This is a genomic window from Haloarcula sp. H-GB4 (genome assembly GCF_030848575.1).
Classification (GTDB): Archaea; Halobacteriota; Halobacteria; order Halobacteriales; family Haloarculaceae; genus Haloarcula.
The window spans coordinates 1,042,363-1,063,932 of sequence record NZ_JAVDDX010000002.1 but is presented as its reverse complement, the minus strand read 5'-3'; the positions used below and the strand labels follow the sequence as shown (position 1 = coordinate 1,063,932).

At 62.3% G+C, this 21,570-nt stretch carries 25 protein-coding genes; 13 read left to right on the top strand and 12 right to left on the bottom strand.

All coding sequences use genetic code 11. The features are described from left to right. The first annotated feature begins 325 nt into the window (after positions 1-325). The 3 genes from RBH20_RS14040 to RBH20_RS14030 all read left to right on the top strand — a co-directional run bounded on the left by RBH20_RS14040 (position 326) and on the right by RBH20_RS14030 (position 1,100). Entirely contained in the window at positions 326-523 is a 198-nt protein-coding gene (locus tag RBH20_RS14040; RefSeq protein WP_306709632.1) for a hypothetical protein, read from the top strand. A gap of 80 nt (positions 524-603) precedes the next feature. Further along, on the top strand, positions 604-840 hold the full coding sequence (locus RBH20_RS14035) for a hypothetical protein (protein WP_306709630.1): 237 nt from the start codon (positions 604-606) through the stop codon (positions 838-840). Next, entirely contained in the window at positions 837-1,100 is a 264-nt protein-coding gene (locus tag RBH20_RS14030) for a hypothetical protein (protein WP_004959237.1), read from the top strand. Before RBH20_RS14035 ends, RBH20_RS14030 begins: the two co-directional genes overlap by 4 nt. A gap of 72 nt (positions 1,101-1,172) precedes the next feature. Here RBH20_RS14030 and RBH20_RS14025 read toward each other — a convergent pair whose 3' ends face one another. From RBH20_RS14025 to RBH20_RS13990, 8 genes are all read right to left on the bottom strand, one after another. Further along, positions 1,173-1,613, bottom strand: coding sequence for an acyl-CoA thioesterase (locus RBH20_RS14025; protein ID WP_306709627.1), 441 nt, complete (start codon positions 1,611-1,613; stop codon positions 1,173-1,175). A gap of 127 nt (positions 1,614-1,740) precedes the next feature. Then, positions 1,741-2,289 (bottom strand): KH domain-containing protein, encoded by a 549-nt coding sequence (locus tag RBH20_RS14020; protein WP_005537076.1) that lies wholly within the window; start codon positions 2,287-2,289, stop codon positions 1,741-1,743. A gap of 118 nt (positions 2,290-2,407) precedes the next feature. Next, the gene (locus tag RBH20_RS14015) at positions 2,408-3,541 is read right to left on the bottom strand and encodes a hypothetical protein (protein WP_306709622.1); all 1,134 of its coding nucleotides are present in this window, start codon (positions 3,539-3,541) and stop codon (positions 2,408-2,410) included. Between the two features lie 231 nt (positions 3,542-3,772). Then, a complete protein-coding gene (locus RBH20_RS14010; protein ID WP_306709620.1) occupies positions 3,773-4,822 on the bottom strand; it encodes a nitrogen regulation protein NR(II) in 1,050 nt (349 codons plus the stop codon). 275 nt (positions 4,823-5,097) lie between these two features. Beyond that, on the bottom strand, positions 5,098-6,033 hold the full coding sequence (gene rio1 / locus RBH20_RS14005; protein ID WP_306709618.1) for a serine/threonine-protein kinase Rio1: 936 nt from the start codon (positions 6,031-6,033) through the stop codon (positions 5,098-5,100). 42 nt (positions 6,034-6,075) lie between these two features. Further along, positions 6,076-6,363 carry a translation initiation factor eIF-1A gene (eif1A, locus tag RBH20_RS14000; protein WP_004516096.1) on the bottom strand — a complete coding sequence of 96 codons (288 nt, stop codon included), beginning with the start codon at positions 6,361-6,363 and terminating at the stop codon, positions 6,076-6,078. 122 nt (positions 6,364-6,485) lie between these two features. Next, positions 6,486-6,614: a hypothetical protein gene (locus RBH20_RS13995; RefSeq protein ID WP_306709614.1), complete on the bottom strand. Its 129-nt coding sequence runs from the start codon at positions 6,612-6,614 to the stop codon at positions 6,486-6,488. Further along, the gene (locus tag RBH20_RS13990) at positions 6,607-8,130 is read right to left on the bottom strand and encodes an aldehyde dehydrogenase family protein (RefSeq protein WP_306709613.1); all 1,524 of its coding nucleotides are present in this window, start codon (positions 8,128-8,130) and stop codon (positions 6,607-6,609) included. Before RBH20_RS13990 ends, RBH20_RS13995 begins: the two co-directional genes overlap by 8 nt. 190 nt (positions 8,131-8,320) lie before the next feature. Here RBH20_RS13990 and RBH20_RS13985 point away from each other — a divergent pair, with 190 nt between their 5' ends. Both RBH20_RS13985 and RBH20_RS13980 read left to right on the top strand, forming a co-directional pair. Next, entirely contained in the window at positions 8,321-9,037 is a 717-nt protein-coding gene (locus RBH20_RS13985; RefSeq protein ID WP_005537081.1) for a helix-turn-helix domain-containing protein, read from the top strand. Positions 9,038-9,257: 220 nt separating this feature from the next. After that, positions 9,258-9,905: a hypothetical protein gene (locus RBH20_RS13980; RefSeq protein WP_306709612.1), complete on the top strand. Its 648-nt coding sequence runs from the start codon at positions 9,258-9,260 to the stop codon at positions 9,903-9,905. A gap of 24 nt (positions 9,906-9,929) precedes the next feature. Here RBH20_RS13980 and RBH20_RS13975 read toward each other — a convergent pair whose 3' ends face one another. Then, the gene (locus RBH20_RS13975) at positions 9,930-10,766 is read right to left on the bottom strand and encodes a proline dehydrogenase family protein (RefSeq protein WP_306709611.1); all 837 of its coding nucleotides are present in this window, start codon (positions 10,764-10,766) and stop codon (positions 9,930-9,932) included. Positions 10,767-10,837: 71 nt separating this feature from the next. Next, positions 10,838-11,809 (bottom strand): proline racemase family protein, encoded by a 972-nt coding sequence (locus RBH20_RS13970; RefSeq protein ID WP_306709610.1) that lies wholly within the window; start codon positions 11,807-11,809, stop codon positions 10,838-10,840. A gap of 140 nt (positions 11,810-11,949) precedes the next feature. On the opposite strand from RBH20_RS13970, the gene RBH20_RS13965 reads away from it, so the two are divergent. The 7 genes from RBH20_RS13965 (at position 11,950) to RBH20_RS13935 (ending at position 17,632) form a co-directional block, all read left to right on the top strand. Continuing rightward, positions 11,950-13,242 (top strand): ABC transporter substrate-binding protein, encoded by a 1,293-nt coding sequence (locus tag RBH20_RS13965; RefSeq protein WP_306709609.1) that lies wholly within the window; start codon positions 11,950-11,952, stop codon positions 13,240-13,242. A gap of 30 nt (positions 13,243-13,272) precedes the next feature. Continuing rightward, positions 13,273-14,190 (top strand): branched-chain amino acid ABC transporter permease, encoded by a 918-nt coding sequence (locus RBH20_RS13960; RefSeq protein ID WP_306709607.1) that lies wholly within the window; start codon positions 13,273-13,275, stop codon positions 14,188-14,190. Continuing rightward, on the top strand, positions 14,187-15,296 hold the full coding sequence (locus RBH20_RS13955) for a branched-chain amino acid ABC transporter permease (protein ID WP_306709605.1): 1,110 nt from the start codon (positions 14,187-14,189) through the stop codon (positions 15,294-15,296). Before RBH20_RS13960 ends, RBH20_RS13955 begins: the two co-directional genes overlap by 4 nt. Beyond that, entirely contained in the window at positions 15,289-16,101 is an 813-nt protein-coding gene (locus tag RBH20_RS13950; RefSeq protein WP_306709603.1) for an ABC transporter ATP-binding protein, read from the top strand. Before RBH20_RS13955 ends, RBH20_RS13950 begins: the two co-directional genes overlap by 8 nt. Beyond that, positions 16,098-16,820, top strand: coding sequence for an ABC transporter ATP-binding protein (locus RBH20_RS13945; RefSeq protein WP_306709601.1), 723 nt, complete (start codon positions 16,098-16,100; stop codon positions 16,818-16,820). The genes RBH20_RS13950 and RBH20_RS13945 overlap by 4 nt, the downstream gene beginning before the upstream one ends. 117 nt (positions 16,821-16,937) lie before the next feature. Next, complete coding sequence (locus RBH20_RS13940) at positions 16,938-17,348, top strand: SCP2 sterol-binding domain-containing protein (RefSeq protein ID WP_005537091.1); 411 nt, start codon at positions 16,938-16,940, stop codon at positions 17,346-17,348. Positions 17,349-17,386: 38 nt separating this feature from the next. Further along, positions 17,387-17,632, top strand: coding sequence for a hypothetical protein (locus tag RBH20_RS13935; RefSeq protein WP_004590621.1), 246 nt, complete (start codon positions 17,387-17,389; stop codon positions 17,630-17,632). A gap of 11 nt (positions 17,633-17,643) precedes the next feature. Here RBH20_RS13935 and RBH20_RS13930 read toward each other — a convergent pair whose 3' ends face one another. Next, positions 17,644-18,690 (bottom strand): HAMP domain-containing sensor histidine kinase, encoded by a 1,047-nt coding sequence (locus RBH20_RS13930; RefSeq protein ID WP_306709598.1) that lies wholly within the window; start codon positions 18,688-18,690, stop codon positions 17,644-17,646. Between the two features lie 117 nt (positions 18,691-18,807). Then, the gene (locus tag RBH20_RS13925) at positions 18,808-20,784 is read right to left on the bottom strand and encodes a DUF460 domain-containing protein (RefSeq protein ID WP_306709596.1); all 1,977 of its coding nucleotides are present in this window, start codon (positions 20,782-20,784) and stop codon (positions 18,808-18,810) included. A gap of 165 nt (positions 20,785-20,949) precedes the next feature. Between RBH20_RS13925 and RBH20_RS13920 the strand changes: the two genes are divergently transcribed. Further along, positions 20,950-21,510, top strand: a complete 561-nt coding sequence (locus RBH20_RS13920) for a sugar O-acetyltransferase (RefSeq protein ID WP_306709594.1) — start codon at positions 20,950-20,952, stop codon at positions 21,508-21,510. Positions 21,511-21,570: the final 60 nt, after the last annotated feature.

The following is a 21,570-nucleotide window of genomic DNA, read 5'->3' as shown; positions in this document are numbered from 1 at the left end:
CTGCAAGTAGCGCGTCTCGTCGCGCCACGTCACGTGTCGATGTGAGAGACTGCTCCAGGATTTGAATCTCTGGTTCAAATTCCAGCCTATGCTTTCTGCGACGAACGAGCTTCGTGGAGTTTCATCTCTGCGCAATCCCGCCGCGTGTGTTTCAATGAGACTTTCTCCAAGAGAACCAACCGCGCAGGCTCCTAGTGGTTCGTAAGTGGATAGTGTTGCTAGTGGCAGTTGCAATCCCGACGGTTGACCGACTGGGGACATTTGAGGTCGCCAGTTCTGCTGACCCCTTGCAAAGGGATATACCGGAGTAGGCCTAACATTGCATGTGAGTACCACGCAGGGAAAGATAGACGCGGCCTCGCAAGCTGAAGCGACCGCCGCTCCGGCGTCCGTTGCGCTGACGCTGTATTTCTACGCCCTCCGCGGCGACAAACAGTCGGACCAGTTTATCGGTTTCTGGCCCACACATCCGCGGCCTCACTTCGCACCGCGAAATCAAACGGCTGCTCCAAGCGGACGCTAACTGCCCAGGTGTTGCCGTCGATTCACATCATGTATCAACCGCCGCGTAATCACGTCCCGACCAGCCACCACCACCGCCATATGAGCTCAAGCTTCACGCAGACCATTGCACGCATTGACCTCGACACAAGAATCCAGTACGGCATGATGCTCCTCTTCGGAGCGCTCTGTCTGGTAGCGGCAGCCTCTCCGCTTGGCACCCTCACCAAAGCCGTCGTCGTCTCCGCACTATTCGGATTTACCGGCGGACTCTGGGTATCGCATCTCGTACAGATTATTCAGGAGGCAGCGACGGCACAGTCTGAGGCCGACCAATGAGTGAGGACGTCGTTGAGGAACAACAGCCACAGACGTCGGGCTTCCTCAATGGCCTCGAATTTCTCACCGGTGAGGACCCAAGCGCAGGGTCGTTTCTCTTGGTCGTCGGGATGGTTACCTGCGTTTTTATCGCTGGCTTCCAGTTTCTGCTGAACCCTCCGATTTCGACACTTCTCACTGGGCTTGTTCTGGTCATCAGTGTCATCAGTTTCATCATGGGCGCGGTGCTGGATATGCTCGATTACTTTGAAACACCGTAGCAGTCGCTACTTGACTACAGAGAGCCGCAGTTAGTGGCCAGGCGGTGACGTTATGCTACCGGTTGTCGACTGCTACTGATCCGGCTCTTCTGCAAGTGCCGTTTCGCGCAACCGTTTGCACTCCTCGCTCTCGGCAGTCAGTTCGGGGACGGGCGTCGGTTTCCCGTCGTCGACGGCGACGAAGGTGGCGTACGCGCTGGTCGTCTCCTCAGTTTCGCCCGTGTGTGGCTCCTCGCGCGCGACCTCTATGCGGACTCGGACGCTGGTTCGGCCCGTAGCGTAGGCGTAGGAGTCGATGAGGGCAGTGTCGCCGATTGGAATCGGTCGTTCGAAGTCGACGCGAGACATCTGCGCGGTCACGCAGGATTCTCTGGCGGCCCGCATGGCCGACATAGCGCCGATCTCGTCCATCCACTTCATGACGATTCCCCCGTGGGCGCTGTTGTAGTTGTTGGCGTGGGTCGGTTGGACGCGCTCGCGGTTGACGATGTGCGTCTCGGCGATGGTCGGCATACCTCCTCGTAGAGCCTGTGCCGGCAAAACGGTGTGGTGCGCCCCTGATGGGACCTGACGGCAACCGTACGTGCTTATACTGTCGCCGTGAGGCGCAAGCGCCAGTCACGCAGTCGAACTACCGGAATTACCCGGTGAACTGGTGATATTCGAGGCCTTTGTGCTTCATCTCGTTGTGTTTGCGTTCGAGGAACGAGTAGACGGAGCCGTGGGGCGCGCCGTCAAGAATCATCTCGGCGGCTTCTCGCACGGCGTCGACCTGTTCGGGGCCGCCGATGATCCCAAGCGTCGACCCGTAGATGACCACGGCGGCGCCGGAGAGTTCCTGCATGAGCTCCCGCGTCCGGCCGCCCTCGCCGATGAGACGACCCTTCTGGCGTCGGAAGTCGTTCTTGTTGCGGGAGGCGGCCTCGATGTCGATGAGTTCGAACATCATCATGTCGTCTTCAAGCAGCGCCAGCGCGTCGTCGGGCGCAAATCCGCGGCCGATGGCCTTCACGATGTCGGGGCCTTTCAGCGCCGTCACGGGATCGCCGACGGACTCGACTTTCACCGTGCCGTCCTCGGAATCGATATCCAGCCGGACTTCTGCGCGCGACTCGATTTCGCGCATGGTCTCACCGCCCTCGCCGATCAACACACCGATACGGTCCTGCGGAATCTTCACGTGTTGCATAAGTATACCTCTCTGTAGGAGGGTCTGCCTGTTTAAAACTTCGGCGTCCGGAGCCTTCGGCACCGTACCTCACCGTCGGCCGGTTCGGACTGCAGACTACACGGCGAGGTGTGGCCGGTCAGCCATCAAATACCGTGGTGAGAAACCAGATGAGGCCGAATATACTCCCGGCCGCACCGACCAGTTTCGTAAGCACGACGTTCCAGTCGGCGGGTTCGACCTCGCCGGAGCGGGTTGTGCTCCCGATGGCGTCCATCTGTTCGTTGAACTTCGTGACACCGTATGCATACCGGTACATGAGTGCCCCACCTATCGCTATGAGTGGACCCAAAAAGAGGCCGGACTGGGATTCTTCGGGCTCGCTTTCCTCGGGCCCGACATTGTAACTGAAGGTTTCCGGTGTCCCTGTTTCATCACTCTGCGCCGCTGAGGCTGTGGACTGGACGGGCGTTGCTGCTGACTGCTCGCTGTCTTCGGTGTCAGCCTCTCCGTTGTCAGCCTCCCCGGTGTCGGCCGGCTCCGTGTTGTGGGACCCAACTGCGATTTCGTCGAGATACGCCCGGCCGTCGAGCTGGACTTGCCAGAAGGAGGTTTCAGCGCTGGTCGAAACCGTTCTGGTCACGCGTTGCTGGCGCTGCCGGTCAGTATCCCACAGCGCGACCTGTGCGGTCCCGTTTGGATACCACTGGATTTCGACCACGAAGAACCGACCGGTAGGAGCTGTGACGCGCTCGGAAGTCACCATTGTTCCGCTCTCGTTCGTCGAGACAATGTCGACACGGTCGTTATTTTCCCGGCCGACATTCCGGATGGAGACTGACGCTGTGGTGTTTCCGTCAGGGCGCTCGACAACCCGAAACGCTCCGCCGCGACCCACGTCGACGACACCGGTCACAGTCCCCTGACTGGTGTTGACTGTCGCCGCGGTCAGTGTCGCGGTGTCGTTGGCACGGACGCCGAGCGAACAGTCCCCGTCTGCGCCGATACGCAGGGTTTCACCGGCGGTCCAGTTGGTTGTCGATGCGGCTCCAAGTCCATCGATATAGTGGGATGCCGAGCCTGTATCCGGCATGTCTGGGTGCTCGTCTTGCACCGAACACGCTGGCTGTGGCGTCGCTGCCTCGGTTGTGGTGGCGTGGCTGTGTGTGGTACTCCCCGAGTGTGTCTCATTGGGTACCGCGTTGCTGAAGCCGGTGGCGACTCCGGAGACGGCAACAAGGGCGGCTATCCCGAGCAGGACAACGAGCGGCACTATCTGTCCGGTCGTGGGGGTTGGAGGGCGTCCCATGGGTGGATGGCGGGGGTCGTGTAGCCGTGGCGGTCTCTCGTCGTTGGGCATCACTGCCCCATCGGTTATTGTTCTTCTGCTTCTGTGGGATACTCACCCACGAGGAGAACGCTCGAACGGGGGGTCTCGTCCACAATAGACGAGTGAAGCGGGGACCGGACACCGCACCGGAACAGCGGTCTGCCGATCCCGCTGTCAGCCCAGAAACTCGACACCGGTGACTTCGAACCGTGCCCCGCCCATGTTGCTGTCGGTGACGAGGATGTCCCACCCGTGTGCGCCTGCGATGGTTCGGACAATAGAGAGTCCGTAGCCACTCCCGTCCTCGGCAGTGGTGAATCCATGGTCGAACACATCGTCCTTGATTTCTGCTGGGATCCCCGGGCCGTCGTCTTCGACGTAGAAGCCGTTCTCAAGCGGACCGACGCGGACGATAACGGCCCCATCGCCGTGTCGAATGCTGTTCTGAAAGAGGTTCTCGAACAGTTCGATGAGGCGGTCGGCGTCTGCGCTCACTGCGCCGATATCCGCGTAATGGAGCGTGGCTCGGTCGGTGCTTTCGCCGCTCCCCTCCCAGGCGGTGTCAACAACGGCCCGTACGTTCGTTGTCTCTGGGTCGGTGACGACGTTTCCCTGCTTGGCAACACGGAGCAGGTCGTCGACGAGGCGGGCCATCCTGTCGCTTGTTTCTTCGAGCGCGTCGAGGTGTTCCTCGTCACCGGTTTCGCGGGCCAGATGTACCCGTGAGGAGATAACACTGAGTGGACTCTTCAGGTCGTGAGCGAGGATGTCGGTGAACTCCTTGAGCCGATCGTTCTGGCGTTCGAGCATCTTGTCGTACTGGTGTTTCTCGGTGGTATCCTGGCTGACTGCGACGAACCCCTCCGGGTCTCCGTCCCCGAGCGGCGAGAGCGAGAGGGTTGCCCAGAACACGGACCCATCAGCCTGCCGGTGCCAGTGCTGTGTCTCGACGGGGCCGTCAGCCGCCTCCGTCAGCAGTGACTCAACGGTTGTCTCTATCTCCTCAGGGTCGGCAAACAGCATGTCGACGTGCTGGCCGACCGTCGCGACCCGGTCGTAGCCGTACAGCGACGCTGCTGGCTCGGGCCACGTCGTAATGGTACCATCTGTATCGAGCATGAACACAGCATGCGAAGACAGTCCCTCGATGAGGCGCTCAGACACCGAGTCGCCGCTGTGTGCTGTCTGCTGGTCCGAACTGCTGTCTGCTGGGTCGGTGTCCATCAGTCGCACCTACTTGGGCTAGGCCAATGGCGACTCAGCCAGCATGAAAAGCACTGTGACACGCAACTCATGCTGATATATTCAAGAGCTAACAGTTTACGCACTGTGGTTTTCACAATCAAATGAGTTGTGAGAAACCGGGTGAAAGACGCGCAGTACTGTGGATATCTCTCCAGAAACCGTCGGCATGACTGGTACTAATCGCACTTCACCTATAGCCACGGAAACACGTTCTCACTTGCAAAAATCTCTCCATGCGAGCAGAACGATGGTGACTACTCGTCGTCGCGACGGTCGGCCGGTGTTCCTTGCGGAACGGCGTCATCGTTGCTCCCCGGCGCGGTGTCGGCCTTGTCTTTCGGCGTCGCGTACTCTCGGACGTACGCGAGCAGTTCCTCTGGCGTGGCGTCGACGCCTTGCCTAGCGAAGAAGTTCGCGACGTTGCGGCAGTCCCGTTCCAGAAAGTCGTCGGCGTTAGGATGGTGGATGGTCACCGCTTGCCCGAGGTCGATGATATACAGCTGACCCTCGTGGAAGACGATGTTGTACTCAGAGAGGTCGCCGTGGACGAGGCCGGCGTCGTACAGCCGGCGGGTGTACTCCTTGACGACCTCGTAGGCTGTCTCGGGGTTCTCGATGTGGACCTCACTGAGACGCTTGCTACGGCCTTCCTCGGTCCCGAGATACTCCATCACGAGGACGTTCCGCTCGACGGCGATGGGCTCCGGCGTCCGAACGCCGGCCCGACGGGCACGCTTGAGGTTCGACGATTCCTTGCGGACCCACGCGGTGACGACCTTCTTCTTGTCCGAGCCGATCCCTTCGAAGCGGGGGTCGCCGTCGAGATAGCTCCGCATATCCTTGAAATCGGAGGCGTTGATGCGGTACACCTTGACGGCGACCTCTGTCTCGCCCGATAGGGCCGTGTAGACGTTGGCTTCCTTGCCGGTCGAGATCGGCCCGCCGAAGGCGTCGATGTGGCCGTCCTGCACGAGCTTGTACAGTGCGCCGTAGGTCGCGTCGTCGAAAACGCTGGCCTCGACTTTGAACTGGTCAGCGTCCTTGATGCGCTCACGGAACTCGCTGAACTCGCGGTCCCGTTTGCGGGCGATGCGGTCGGCTTCCGTGTCGGAAACGTCGACCTCTTCCCACTCGTCACCCGGTGAGTCGACGTCGTCCGTATCGAGCAGGCCGAACTGCCCCTCTGTCACGCTTGTGCCTCCGTCGAGCGCGCAGCCAGATACATAATCAGGCTACTCCTGGATATGTCCCTCCTCGCGTAGCTGGTCGGCATCCTGTTTCTCATAGCGCCACGTGATGTCGGCTTTCTCGTCCTGCCAGTCCCAGGGTTCGACGAGGACCACGTCGTCCTCGCGTATCCAGATCCGCTTTTGCATCTTGCCCGGAATCCGGGCTGTGCGCTCGACGCCGTCCATACAGCGTACCTTGACGCGGTTCGCGCCAAGCATGTCCATGACGACGGCGAACACCTCGTCCTCTTCCGGCATCCGCAGGTTCTTTCTGCTGTCGTTGTCGCTCATATTCGGTACTTCGACGGGGAGAGGTTTAAGGTTTGGAAAAGTTGGACCATGAACCCGGTCCGTGGCCCCCGTCACGGCGTGGGACAGACGCTGGGGCCGTATAGAAAACCGCGGTCGTCGCGTCAGTCAGCGCCGAGGCAGCCGACCCACGAGCAGTCGGTGCAGGTCTCGATGCCTTTCGCCGTCGTCGTCTCGCCGCGACAGCGCGGGCAGATGGAACCGATCTCCGGCGACTGGACGGACTTACTCATCGGTGATGATGTCCGCCGACAGACCCTGTGCCATCTCGATGTCCTTGGAGTTGTTCAGCGTCCAGGCGGTGCGCTCGGTGACAGCCTCGATGACCTCGCGGCCGCTCGGGAGGCCGTTGCCGGACTTCTTGACGCCGCCGAAGGGCAGGTGGACTTCCGCACCGATACACGGGAGGTTGCCGTAGGCGAGCCCGATTTCCGCCTCGTCGCGGAACTGGTTGATCTGGCGGTAGTCCTCGGAGATGATGGCGCCGGCGAGGCCGTAGTCGACGCTGTTGTGCATCTCCAGCGCCTTGTCGAAGTCACCCGAGTACTCAAGTAGCGCGACGTGGGGACCGAACACTTCCTCGTTGATGCACCGCAGGTCCTCGTCGTAGTCGACTTCGTAGACGAACGGGCCGACCCAGTGGCCCTCCTCGTGGCCATCGGGAATCTCCTCGGCACCGAGGTCGGCGCGGTCGACGAGCACGTTCGCGCCCTCCTCACGGGCGAGGTCGTTGTAGCGCTTGAATTTCTCGACTTGGTCGTCCTCGATGAGCGGCCCCATGAAGGTGTCTTCCTCCAGTGGGTCGCCGACGGCGATGTCCTCGGCAACGTCGACAAACCGTTCCTTGAATTCGTCGTAGAGGTCTTCGTGGACGATGAGGCGCTCTGAGGAGACACAGCGCTGGCCGGTCGTCTTGAAGCTAGACATCACTGCCGAGTGAACGGCGATGTCGAGGTCGGCTTCCTCCGTGACGATGACGGCGTTCTTCCCGCCCATCTCGCAGGCGGCGATCTTGCCGGGCTCGCCACCGACCTTGGAGGCGATCTTGTGACCGACTTCGGCGCTCCCGGTAAAGAGGACCGTCTCGACGCGGTCGTCCTCGACGATAGCGTTGCCGGCGTCGCCGTAGCCCTGCACGAGGTTGAACACGCCGTCCGGGATGCCCGAGTCTTCGAACATCTCAGCGATGATGTGGGCACACCACGGGGTCTGTTCGGCGGGCTTCCAGACGACGGTGTTGCCCTCGACCAGTGTCACTGCGAGGTGCCAGAACGGGATGGCGACCGGGAAGTTCCACGGGGTGATACAGCCGACGACGCCCTTCGGCTTGCGCCGCATATAGGCGTCCTTGCTGGCGATTTCCGACGGTACCACGTCGCCGTGGGGGTGGCGGGCGTTGCCAGCGGCCCACTCGACCATATGCCAGGACTCGGTGACGTCGGCCAGCCCTTCGCTGATCTCCTTACCACATTCCATGGTGACGATTTCGCCGAGTTCCTCGTGGCGGTCACGCAGTTCGTGATAGATGTCCCAGAGGTATTCCGCGCGGTCGATGTGCGAGAGCGAGCGCCACTCGTCGTAGGCGTCCTCTGCCGCGGCCAGTGCGCGGTCGACATCGGCCTCGGTTCCGCGGTGGAACGAGGCGAGTGCCTCGCCGGTGGCCGGGTTCTGACTTGTGAACGTTTCGTCGCCGGTGCCTGTCGTCCATTCACCGTCGATGTAGTGTCGACGTGAGTCGTCTGTACTCATGATAGGTACTGTACGCGTCCCCTACCAATATGTTCCACCGTCCATGGTCAGGGGGGACGGCAATAACCTGATATGTCATACATAATCAGGCATTATCTCCCATGGTCGGTGTTCCCCTTATGAACCGCACCTTTATTTGCATCCACATCGTGGCTATCCCTAGCATCCCTTCATACGGAGGGCGCTCAGTATGAGTAACGCACAATCACAACACGGGGGACTCCAGCTTACCCTGAGCATCTGGCATCCGGACTGCTGGACGCTCGAAGTCACCGACAAGACGGCGGCTGGGCTACTGGCCCACGGCGTGTACAACACACAGAACGGTAGCGTGAAGGGCCTGTTCACCGCATACGCCGACAGTATTAGCGACGTTGAGGCTCTCATCGATGCGACTCGCGACTCGTCACTGACCGACTCTGTGCTGGAGTTGCGCGAGCGCCACGGCGCGACCGGCACAGGCTCGTCGCCGGGGAACACGACCCGTGAATTGTTCGTCGAGTACGACCCGGACAACACCATCAGCGACAGCCTGCTCTCGCGGGGGTTCATCCACAACGATCCGGTTCGGGTCCGGCACGGTCGCGAGCACTGGCCGGTGTTCTTCCCGGACTCCCGCGACGAAGCCGAGTCACTTCTCGACGAGATCCGCGAGGAGCAGTCGGCCGATATCGAAGTCACACGAATCACATCCGCTGGCGGCGGCAATCCGAAGCAACTCCGGCGGATGGACCGGCTTTCGGACAGCCAGCGCGAGGCGTTCGAACTTGCCCGACAGGAGGACTACTACGCGTGGCCACGGGGTATCTCGACGCGCGAACTCGCATCGAAACTTGGCGTTTCGAAGACGACGCTGCTCGAACACCTCCGGAAAGCAGAAGCGAAACTGCTCGATCCGGACCAGTAACACAGGAGGAGGTGTAGAGCCGCTGGCACCCGGTTCTCTGTCAATCGACCCAGAGCGTTGACAACGGGAATTCGACTCTCAGTGGGGACCGCTTGCTTTCGGATTGACTGAGCAGAATAGGTCACTCTGTTGCACTCAGATCAATGAGAGGGGTGGCTCAAACGTGTTCTTGAACGTCCTGAAACCGTTTACTACCGGAGATGCTACTGCCACGTGTGCTATGGAGATAACACGCCGTCATCTCGTGAAGGCACTCAGCACCAGTGGGGTGGGGCTTTCCACAGCCGGATGTCGCACTCTCGACGGGACTGACTCAACTGAGACGTTGACAGCCACAGAGACGCCGACGCCGGCCACTGGATGGGCAACCCAGATTCCGGAAACGCCCCCGAACGTGTCCTGTTCGGCCGTTTCGAGACCGATTGCTGAACCAATCGACCGCGAGGGGTCGCTTGCTCCCCGTGCGTATCCTGGGCAGCCGCCATCGGAGCTAGCGGGCCAGAGCATGGTCGAGTACGTCACCGCGTTCGAACTGGCCTACCGGCAGAACGCCGAGATGGTAGCGAACACTGACATGACGACTGACGGCAAGCCCGATAGCTACCTGACGCGGTTCGACATCTCCGTCCAGAGTACCTGGGTCGCCCCGGGGCCAACTAATTCGGCTGTCATCCGATTGCAGTACATCGGCTCCGGACGGATTCACCCCGGGATGGACTTCGACTATATAACTCAATATGTCACGTACTATGTCAGCTCGACACGGGCCGTCCGTGCCAGAACGACCCGGAACGATTTCGATGGGGCCGATTCGCTAGACCCCGACCCGTGGGAGAATGGGAATCCCGTTGCCTGCTTCGAAGGATAGGGCAGCACGTAGCCAACAGCTACTCTAACTCAACACGGCTCGGACAGCAAACAGCGCGTTTTCCTTGCGTTCGCGGACGCGCCGGTAGAAGTAGGAGAACCACTTGTCGCCGTAGGGGATGTACTGCCACATCGGGACGCCCTCGGCGGCGAGGTCGCGCTGTTCGTCGTCGCGGACGCCCATCAGCATCTGCACCTCGTAGTCGGTTCCGTACTCGTCGTGGAGGTCCTTCGCGTAGTCTATCATCGCCGGGTCGTGGCTGCCGACGGCGACGCCGCCCTCGAACTCCTCGAACATCAGTTCGAGACAGTCTCGATAGGCTTCGTTGACGCGCTCTTTCTTCTTGTAGGAGACACTCTTTGGCTCGGAGTAGGCTCCCTTGACTAGTCGGACCTTCCCGGGAAGGGGTGCAAGCCGTTCGAGGTCCTCGGGCGTCCGCTTGAGGTTCGCCTGCGTACAGACGCCGACGCCGCCCTCGTGTTCCGTAACGAGTCGCTCGTACGCGTCAAGGGTCACGTCGGTTGTAGTGTAGTCCTCCATATCGACCCAGACGAAGACATCACGGTCGTCACCCGCTGCGACAATACGTTCAAGATTCTCGACGAATACGTCGTCGCCAACGTCAAGTCCGATCTGCGAGGGCTTGACTGAGATACAGCAGTCGAGGCCGCTCCTGTCGATTTCCTTGACCAACTCGATGTACTGGTCTGCGTCCTCGTCGGCTGGCTGGCGCTCGTCGTAGTGTTCGCCAAGCAGATTTAGGATGCCCTTGACGTCGTCATCGTTGAGCGAAGCGACGTGGTCGAGCGCCCCCGGCGCTGTCTCCCCGGCGACGAAGTTGTTTGCTATCGGCGGAATCATTATCGAAACTACGCCACTATATCAGCCTAAACGCACCCCCTACCAAAAAAATCAGTCTATAACGCCTGAAATCAAACGAGAGTAAAACTGCCGAGCGTATCGTCGTCGTCCCGGTAAAACGTGTGCTCGCCCGTGATATGCGCTGTACCCGAGACGACCGGGCTGGTCACGGTTACCCCTCCGTCAACGCTGGTATCGGTGATGTACCCCTCAAATGTCGACCCGACCGGGCCAGTCACTTCGACACGCTCGCCGACGGCGAGGTCGCCGTCGACGTGATGGAGCGTCAACCGCGCACACGTGCCTGTTCCACAGGGGGAGCGGTCGACGGAGCCGTCGGCGAACACCACACAGCTCCGGTCGCCGTCGCCGCCAGCTGTGAGTTCGACTGCTGAGACGGTCGCCCGCGTACCGGTGACTGGGTCCTCGGGTGCGGCGTCGTTGACTGCTCGGCGGAGTTCCAGTGCGGGGTCGATACACTGCGTGGCGTCCTCGCTGTTGAGCGTGACGCCGAGACTGTCAGCGTCGACGACGGCGAAGTAGTTCCCGGAATAGACGATACGAGCTTCGACCGGGACGCCGTCCTGTTCGACGGTTACCGTCTCACAGACGTAACTGTCGACGTTTTCGAACGCAACGCGACGGACGACGCCGTCAGCTATCTCGACCGTCACGTCGACCAGTCCGGCGGGGGTTTCGACAGTCAGCTCTGGCACTTCGGGAAGCTCGCCCCGTTCGATGAGTGCGGTGACGACTCCGATGAGGCCGTGACCACACATGTCCAGATAGCCATCTGTATCCATGAAGAAAACCCCGAGGTCAGCCCGGTCGGTCGGTACCGGGACTGCTCCGAACATGCCTGCGTGTCCGCGGGGCTCCTGCATGAGGAGTTTCCGGACGCCGTCAGCCGTGGCTTTGAACTGGTCGCGTCTCTCCCGGACGGTCGCTCCGGTGAGCGTGTTGGCCTCGATACCGTCGAGGACGATGCGTGTTGGTTCCCCACCCGTGTGCGTGTCTACCGTGATGAACTCCGTTCGTTCCATAGCCGTAGCGATACTCTATGCGGCAAACGCGTTCCAGAAGTATTAATTCACGGCTTCTCGTATGCCGTGGAGAACATGGTGCCTACCATGGACGGTGACAGGGTTATACAGGGACTTACGAAAAAGGATATCAGTATACCATGAACGACCATGACACGCGTTCGATTGACAGGCGAAGCGTAATCAAAGCCGCTGCCAGTGCCGGGCTCGTCGGCCTCGCCGGCTGTTCCGGTGGTGCTCCCGACGAAGGTGATGGGGGTGACGGCGAATCGACGGATTCCGCGACGGATTCCTCGACGGACTCCGGGTCCGAAACCTACACCATCGGGATGGTTGACAGCCTCTCCGGGTCACTGTCGGCGTTCGGTCAGCGGAACCAGCGCGGCAAGGAAATCGCGCTCGACGATATCAACTCCGTCGGTGTCAGTGGCGGCGAACTGGCGATCTCACAGCAGGACGACCAGAGTACGAGTCAGGGTGGGGTCAGCGCAGCCCAGACGCTCGTCAATCAGGAAGGGGTCCCGCTGCTCATCGGCACTGTCGGGAGCGGCGTCAGCACGGCCATCCACGAGAGCGTCGTCCAGAACACGGACGTCGTCCAGATCAGCCAGAACAGCACTAGCCCGAACCTGACGAACTTCCCGGACCTGCTCCGGATGCCACCGGCCGGCAAGGCTCAGGCGGAGGCAATTTCGTCGCTCCTCAACGAGGACGGCAACGAGTCCGCTGCCCTGGCCTGGATTAACAACGACTACGGCCAGTCCGTCGGTGAGGCCTTCATCGAAGCCTACGACGGGGAGATTGTCTACAATGAACCCCACGATCAGGGCCAATCCTCCTACAGCAGCACCATCTCCTCGATGTCTGACACCGACGCTGACGCGTGGGTGTTCATCACCTACCAGCCGGAGTTCGCAACGATGTCCCAGGAGGCGTTCGATCTGGGTGTCACCGACCAAGCCGCCTGGTACGGCGGTGACAGTGTCAAGGGCCCAAAAGTCCTCGAATCCGCTCCCGAGGGTAGCCTCAACGGAATGAAAGCTGTGGTTCCGAGCGTCCCGCAGGACGCCGAGAACTACCAGGCGTTCGTCTCAGAGTTCGAAGAGCGCTTCGGCGAGGAACCAACGTCGTGGTCGGCCTATGCCTACGACGCGGTGGTCGTCAGCGCACTCGCTATCGAAGCCGCCGACGAGTTCACGGGCTCGGCGCTCATGGAGGTCGTCCGGGACGTGACTCGTCCCGAGGGTGAGGAGGCGACCACCTACGAGGATGCACACGAAATTCTGGCCAACGGTGGCTCTCCGTCGGACGTGGACTATACCGGCGTGAGCGGCCCCATCGACCTTGACGAGAACGGTGATCCCGTCGGGTTGCTGCAGGTGTTCGAAGTTGTGGACCACGCGTACGAATCCAGCGGCTTTATCGAGGGCTAACGCGGCCACAACCCTTTCCCATTTTCACCAATGGCGCAGATATTACAGTACCTGGCAAACGGGCTCGTTTTCAGTAGTATCATCATCCTCGGGAGTATCGGTCTCTCGCTGGTCTACAGCATCGCCGACTTTGCGAACTTCGCACACGGCGATACGATGACGCTCGGTGCCTACGGGGCGTTCGTCGCGTTCGGTGTGTTCGGCGGCCTCGGCGGCACCGTTCTCGGTCTCCCGGTTGGGTTCTTCCTGTCTCTGGCGGTCGGGATGGCGCTTGCCGCCGTCGTTGCCGTCCTCACCCATATCTTCGTGTACAAGCCCCTCGATACGGACTCAATCGGGCTGCTCATCACGAGCATCGGCGTGGCGTTCGTCTACCGCGCGGTGCTACAGGCGACCTTCGGGACGGACTTCCTGCAGTACGATATCCGCCGTAGCGGGCCGATTCCGGTGCTACTTGACACACTCGATATCGCCGTGACACAGCGAGACGTTGCGATCATCGTCAGCGCGGCGGTTCTCGTCGCCGGCCTGCATCTCCTACTCCAGCGGACGACGCTGGGCCGGAAGATGCGTGCGACAGCTGACAACCCCGATCTCGCACGCGTGAGCGGTATCCGAACTGACCGCGTCATCCTCGTCATGTGGGTCGTCGGCAGCGCCCTGGCTGCCGCCGGCGGCGTCTTCCTCGCGTTGTACAGCCAGCTCGACCCGCGCATCGGGTTCAACATTCTGCTGGTCGTGTTCGCCGCAGTCATCCTCGGCGGTATCGGGTCGGTGTACGGCGCGATGCTCGGTGGGCTCCTCATCGGGATGCTCCACGAACTGACGCCGCTGCTTAGCGATGTTGGCCTTCCGATCAGTAACGCCTACGCGCCGGCTGTTGCGTTCGTCATCATGGTCGCGGTCCTGCTTGTCAGGCCCCGGGGCATCGCAGGTGATATGACATGAGCACGCTTGATGTCGGTACGTACTCGCCCCGCGAAAAGGGCGTCGTGGGACTGCTCGGCGCGCTCGCTGCGCTCCTGCTCGTGGCGGTTTTGACCGGCGTCCTCGCACCAGCGTACCTGCTGTATCTCATTGGGTTGTCGGCGATGTACATGCTCCTCTCGATGGGGCTGAACGTCCAGTGGGGGTACGGTGGCATGATCAACTTCAGCGTCGCGGCCTTCTTCGGCCTCGGCGCGTACGGGACCGCGCTGCTGACGGCGTCCGGCTCACCGATCTCCGGCGGTGTTAGTCCCGTCATCGCGCTATTTGGTGGTCTCGCCCTCGCGGCGGTGCTCGCGGTACTCATCGGCTATCCGACGCTGAAACTCCGCGATGACTACCTCGCGATCGCGTCACTGGGGCTCGCGGAGGTCGTGCGTATCTTCATCCTCAACGAATCGCAGTGGACGGCGGGCAGCGCCGGTCTGACCGGCATCCCGCTGTTTTTCTCCGACTGGCCTGTGCTCGGCGACCTGACCTACCCGTACGTATTCAACGTGGGCGGGACGCCAGTGTTCAATATGAGTCAGTCGGTCGTCACCAGCTTCCTGAACGTCGTCCTCGTCACAGTGATCGTCGCGGCGGTCTACCTGTTCCTCCGGCGCATCCACCAGTCGCCGTGGGGCCGCGTCCTCCGGACAATCCGGACCGACGAGGACCTTGCGGAGACGCTGGGCAAGAACACGTTCGCGTTTAAGATGCAGGCGTTCGTCATCGGGAGCCTCATCATGGCGCTTGCGGGCGTGTTCTACTCCCATCTCGTGTTGTTCGTCAGCCCGCAGGACCTCCAGCCCATCACGACGTTCTACGTCTGGGTCGCCGTTATCCTCGGCGGCACTGGCAGCGACCGCGGCGCGATGCTTGGTGGGTTTACAATCGTCGCTATCCAGCAGGGGACGCGCTTCCTGACTGACACCGGGGCGCTACCAATCGGTGCCGCGCCCTTCCGACTCATGCTGGTCGGGCTGCTCATCATCTTCATCGTCAGGCTCCGCCCGGAGGGGATTCTCCCGCCGGAGCGCGAACTTATCTGGCCCGACTCGCTGGGGGGCGGTCGCGATGAGTGAGCAGTCGCTCGTCTCCGACGGCCCCGTCCTCGGGAAGGCCGACCCCGTTCTCCGTGCTGAGGGGCTGGAGAAACGCTTCGGCGGCCTCGTGGCAACGGACGACGCGTCCATCGAGGTCGAACGCAGCACGATTACGGGTCTCATCGGCCCGAACGGGGCCGGTAAGTCGACGCTGTTCAACCTCGTCTCGGGCTTCTATGAGCCCGATGCAGGCTCCGTCTCGGTCAACGGCGTCGACGTGACTGGCCAGAAGCCCCACGAAATCGCCGATCAGGGGATGATCCGGACGTTCCAGACGCCACGAAAACCGGAGGGGATGACCGTCCGGGAGGCGCTGCTGGTGGGGCCACACAACCAGACCGGGGAATCGATAATCCCGTTGTTCACATCGCCAAGTACCGTCGAACAGGAGGAACGGCGCTCGCTGGAACAGGCCCAGAAGATGCTCGAACGGTTCGAGATCGGTGATCTGGCCACCCAGCCTGCGACGGATCTTTCGGGCGGACAGATGAAACTGGTCGAACTGGCCCGCGGAATGATGGCCGAACCCGATCTGCTGCTCCTCGACGAGCCTGTCGCCGGTGTCAACCCCGTGCTGGCCGACAAACTCGCCGGGTTCATCGAGGAACTCAACGAGGAGGGGATCACCTTCCTCATCATCGAACACGACATGAACTTCATCATGCGGCTTGCCGACCCGATTATCGTCCTCAATCAGGGAAGTGTCCTCGTTGAGGGGCCGCCCGAGGCGGTCCGGAGCGACGAGCGCGTCATCGACGCCTATCTGGGAGGGCCGTCGGAATGACCGACCCCATCCTCACTGTCGACAGCGTCGACAGCGGCTACGGCGAAGTACAGGTGCTCGATGACCTCTCGCTGACCCTTGGCGAGGGGGAAATCGCCTGTCTCGTCGGCCCGAACGGGGCCGGCAAGTCTACCGTTCTCAAGACGGTGTTCGGTATGCTGGAGCCTTGGACCGGCTCGGTACGTCTCGGCGACCGCGAAATCGGCGGGATGGCCCCCGAGGACATCGTCCGTATCGGCGTCGGCTACGTCCCACAGACGGAGAACGTGTTCGGCTCGCTGACCATCGACGAGAACCTCCGGATGGGCGGAGTCGCTCGTGACGGCGGCCTCGACGAGACCGTGGCCGAACTGTACGACCGGTTCCCGATCCTCGACGACAAGCGTACCGCGAACGCCAAGACGCTCTCGGGCGGCCAGCGGCAGGTGCTGGCCTTCGCCCGCGCGCTCGTGATGGAGCCCGACGTGTTGCTCATCGACGAGCCAAGTGCCGGGCTGGCTCCCAACACGGCCAAGGAAGTGTTCGACGACGTAGAGACAGTCAACGAACTCGGCACGTCGATCCTGATGGTCGAGCAGAATGCCCGTGAGGGACTGGGCATCTCCGACCGCGGGTTCGTCCTTGACCAGGGGACGGTCAAGTTCGAGGGTGAGGCCGACTCGCTGCTCGACGACCCCGAGGTGTCTCGGCTGTATCTCGGCGGCGAATCACGCCGCTGAGACCTCGTTCGACAGTTTTCCTCGCGTTCGCCGCGGAGCCACAACGACGACTTCCCGGGTGTTGCACTCGAAAGGACAAGGCAACACAGAAAAGCCCCCCTTGCATACCGCCTGCCAATGACTGTGACGCTGCCGACCGACGCCGATGACTGGGCCGCCGCGTGGCGCGACCGGATCAACGAGCGGGCCGCGTTCGCTGACAGCGCCGACGACTTCACCGCTGTATTCTGTTTCGAAATCCGTGCCGACGACGCCTACACCGGTGAACCGATACAGTTCGTCGTTGTGATCAAGGACGGTGTCTGTACCGCCGCCGGAACGGTCGCAGACCCCGAGTACGACTTCGCGTTCCGTGGCCCCTACAGCGAGTGGGTCACGATGCTGCAGGGCGACCTCGACATCTCCGCCGCCGCGATGGACGGAACCTTTGACGTCGAGGGCGACACGATGCGGCTGCTTCGCCGGCAGGACACTATCGCCGAAATGGTCGCGGCGGCACAGAACGTCGACACCGAGTTCGAGTACTGACCGACGGGCTTTTGTCCGCCCGCCGGACCAACACGGGTATGTTGGATAAACTCGGTGCGGTTGGTATCGGCGGTATCGTCGTGTTGCTCGCCGGCATCGGTCTGGTCGCGTGGAAGGCACCCATCGTCGCCGTCGGCATCGCTCTCGTCGTCGGGGGCCTCGGACTGGTCGTCTACGGCCTCGTCACGAGCCTGCTCGGCGCGTTCGGACTTGGTGGCGGCATGGGCGGTATGGGTGGCGGCGGTATGGGCGGTGGCGGTATGGGCGGCGACGGGATGCCCTGAAGCGGAAACGACTAACAGGCGGTGTCCGCATCGATATCGAATTCGAACCGTGCACCGCCGTGTTCTCCTGTTGTGACACGCACTGTCCAGCCGTGGGCTTCGGCGATTGTCCTGACGATATAGAGACCGAAGCCGGTCCCGTCAGCCGCCCGTGACGCGCCCGGTTCGAACACCCGCTCCCGTTCGTCGGGAGCGATTCCCCGGCCGTCATCCTCGATCGCGAAGCCGTCGGGTGTCGGTACGATGCGAACCGTTATTTCGGTGGCGTCGCCTCCATCTTCCTCATCGGCTGCGCGTTCATTGCGCTCAGGCCCGTGTGTGACGGCGTTAGCGAAGACGTTCTCGAACAGTCGGAGCAATCGCTTTGGGTCAGCTTCAATCAGTATCGATGGCGGGGGTTCCAGCACTGCGCTGTCGGTCTCGACGTGGGTCCACGCCGTCGTTACCACGTCAGCGATATCGACGGCCTGCTCGTCGGCTGCCAGCGCCCCGTCTCTGGTTGCGGTCCGCAGGTCCTCGATAATCGATTCTAACCGCCCTAACCCATCTCTGGCGGCGTTGATACGCTCGACCGACAGCTCCTCGGCAGCGAGTTCGAGGTGGCCACTAGTGACGGCAAGCGGCGTCCGGAGGTCGTGTGCCAGCAGGTCAGCGAACTCTGTGAGCCGCTCGTTCTGTCGCTGGAGGTGCCACTCCCGTTCCCGCCGGTCCGTAATATCCCGGCCGACACCGCTGAACCCCTGAACTGTGCCGTCGTCCGCCGTGAGGAGCCGGCCGCTGAGTTCGAACGTCACCACCCCCTCCGTCGTCTCGGCCCGCGCTTCAACGGTCGTTTGACCCGACTCGAACACCTCCTCGAGAGCTACTTCAACGGCTTCCCGGTCATCCGCGACGAAGAACTCGGTCGGCTCTGTGCCCGACAGTTCGCTATCCGTCAGGTCGAACAGCTCGTTCAGCCGAGTGTTCCAGTACGCAAGTTTGCCGTCTGCGTCGTAGACGTAGAAGACATCGTCGAGAGTCTCGACCGCGGCCGCCAGAACACGACACTGGTCTTCCATGCGAGACAGACGCACCCGAAGGACATAACTACGCAGTACGGCTGGCTCGCTGTCGGAGCAGTCCCGCACCGGTGGCGGGGCCGGCTAGCGACTGTTCACCGGCCGCCAACACAGTACCTAGTTCTCGCTCGTCGGCCGGTCAGCCCGGTGTTCGCTGATGATCTGGTCGACCATCTCCGCGTTCTGCTCCTTCCGGCGGTCGGCGGCGCGCTCTTCCCAGTCCTCGATTGCCGCCTCGATTTCGCCTTCGCGGGTGACGGCCAGTTCGTCCACTTCCTGTACGGTGACCATCTCCGCTGGCGCGACAGGAATGTCGTTATCAAACAGCACCTGATCGGCGATGTCAGAGAGGTTCCCGTTCCGGAGGACGATTTTCGGGTCGATATCCGCCAGCTGCTGGGCCGTCGACCGGCCCGCGCCCGAGGCGTCCCGGAACATGACAATGTCATCCTCAACGAGGCCGAACCGTTCATCAGCGTCGGCGATGGCGTCTCTGGTGAACTGTTCGACCACCTTGACCGGGGTCAGCCCCTCCTGTTTCTCTGAGACATCGGCGAAGTTCGAGTGATCGAGCTTCCACAGCGCCTTCAGCCTCTCGAGCTTGTCGGCCAGCGCCTCGCGTTTCTCCTCCTCCTCATCGACTTTCCGTTCGAGGGCCTCGTTACGCCGCTGAAGCCGCGTCACCTCGCGGTCTTTTCTGACCTCGCGCCGGCCCTCGCTGCGGGCCTTCTCCAGTTGCTTGTCCTTCTCCGAGAGCTGGTCGTCCTTGCGCTTGATTGTCTCTTTGAGGTCGTCAACGTGTGATTCGAGCCGTTCGATGCGGGCGTTCAGCCGCTTGATCTCCTTCTCGTCGTCGGTGAGTTCCCGCGGTTCGTGCGCCGTGGTGTCCTCGTCCTCACTGTCGTCGTCTTCGAGGTCCCGCAACACTGTTTCGACGCTCTCCTCGCCGGCGACGACGCGGTCGATGACCGGTCCGACATCGTACTGTGGCGGGACCTTGCCCGCGACGCGCTCGAACTGGTCGGCGTGGTTGTCGAAGGCGTAGAGGGCGGCGGCCATCGCGTCTCGCTCGTGGTCGTTGTCGTACGCCTCCTCCCGGGTCCGGTGTTTCTTCTCGTCGACCGGAAGGTCGGTGTCGGGTTCCCAGCCGGCGGCGCTGAAGGAGCGCCGGAGCTTCTCGACCGTTTCTGGCATCGGCGTCACGTCGGCGGCGACGACGACGGGCCGTCCGCGTTCGATAATCCACTCCGTCGTCGCGGCGGCGTCGTCAGTGCGTGAGGAGTACACGTCCAGTACAGTGCCGTCCAGAGAGACGATGGCAACGGCCGTCGTCGTTCCGGGGTCGACGCCGACGACGACGTGGTCGCGCCGTTTCGCGAGCGGCTTGAACTCGATGCCGTCCCGCCGCTGTCGCTCGATTTCGACGCGCGTGTCGCCCGACCGGGCTCTCGATACCGGGATGTCCTGTGGTCGGGCCGAGACCTGAAACACGGCGTTGGAGAACCCGCCATACTTCTCTGTCACGTCCCGCTCGTACTCCAGGCCGGCAGCGTCGAGCTCGGACTCGATATCGCGCGTTCGCTTCCGGACTGCGCCGTGGATGCGCCGGGTGTAGCGGTCCTCTGACCACCCGCCTTTTCCGGTCGAGCGGCCCCGCGAGACCTTCACCTCTGTTGTATCGGTGAAGGCGGACACCTCCTGCCCGACGTTGGCGGCGGCCAGCCGGGCCGCGGCCTCGGCTTCCTCCATCGGGTCCTTGCCGTAGGGGACGCCGTGACGTTTGGCGACCCGGGAAAGCGGTTCGGGCCGCTCGTCGCCGGTCACCTGCACCAGTTTCGTTTCGTCGGGGAGGGACCCGAGGACGTGGATCAGAGCGTCCTTGTCCTCGGCAAGTTCGTACATATTGTCCGTCGCGACGATGGCCGGCTCCTCGTCCTCGATGCGCCGGCGGAGCTTCCGCCGCGAGACCACGTCTCGCTCGACTGATTCCCCGTCGAAGACCACCAGCGCGTACGACGGCGCGTCGCCGCGCACGTCGCCGCTCTGGATGTCGACACCGAAGACGACTGCGTCGAGCGCTGCCGTGCGGTTCACGAACCATGGTAGGCGACGGTCGACTATAAATCCGTTCCGGGCTAGCAGGGTGGGTCGTGTTTCGGGACGCGATGCCGACCCCAACATCTCTTATCAGGGCGCTTCGACAGCCCACTATGACTATCCCTCGCTGCACCGCGAGAGAGACTCCGGAGGCTGGTCGGCATGCCCTCTGAAAAAGAAAAGATGCTCGCTGGCGAGCGCTACGACGCGAGCGACCCGGAACTCGTCGCCGCCCGTGAGCGTGCGAACGAACTCACCCGGGAGTACAACCAGACCGACCCGGCAGACACTGACACCAGACAGGCGCTCATCGAGGACCTGTTCGGCTCGGTCGGCGCGGACTGCCACGTCGAACCGCCGTTCCGGTGTGACTACGGCGACAACATCCACGTCGGTGAGGGGTTCTACGCGAACTTCGACTGCGTCGTACTGGACGTCTGCCGGGTCGATATCGGCGACGACTGCCTGCTCGGGCCGGGCGTCCACATCTACACCGCGACGCATCCGCTCGACCCGGATGAACGACGCAGCGGCGTCGAGTACGGGAAGCCGGTGACTATCGGCGACAACGTCTGGGTCGGCGGGCAGGCGGTCATCAACCCGGGCGTCACCGTCGGTGACGACGCCGTCATCGGGTCTGGCGCAGTCGTCACTGACGACGTTCCCGCTGGCGTCGTCGTTCAGGGCAACCCCGCGTCGGTCGTCCGTGAAATCGAGGACTGACGGCCCCGGACAGCAGTTGCGGCCGAACGAGCGTGACTCGTCGCGGGGTTCTTCGCGCTG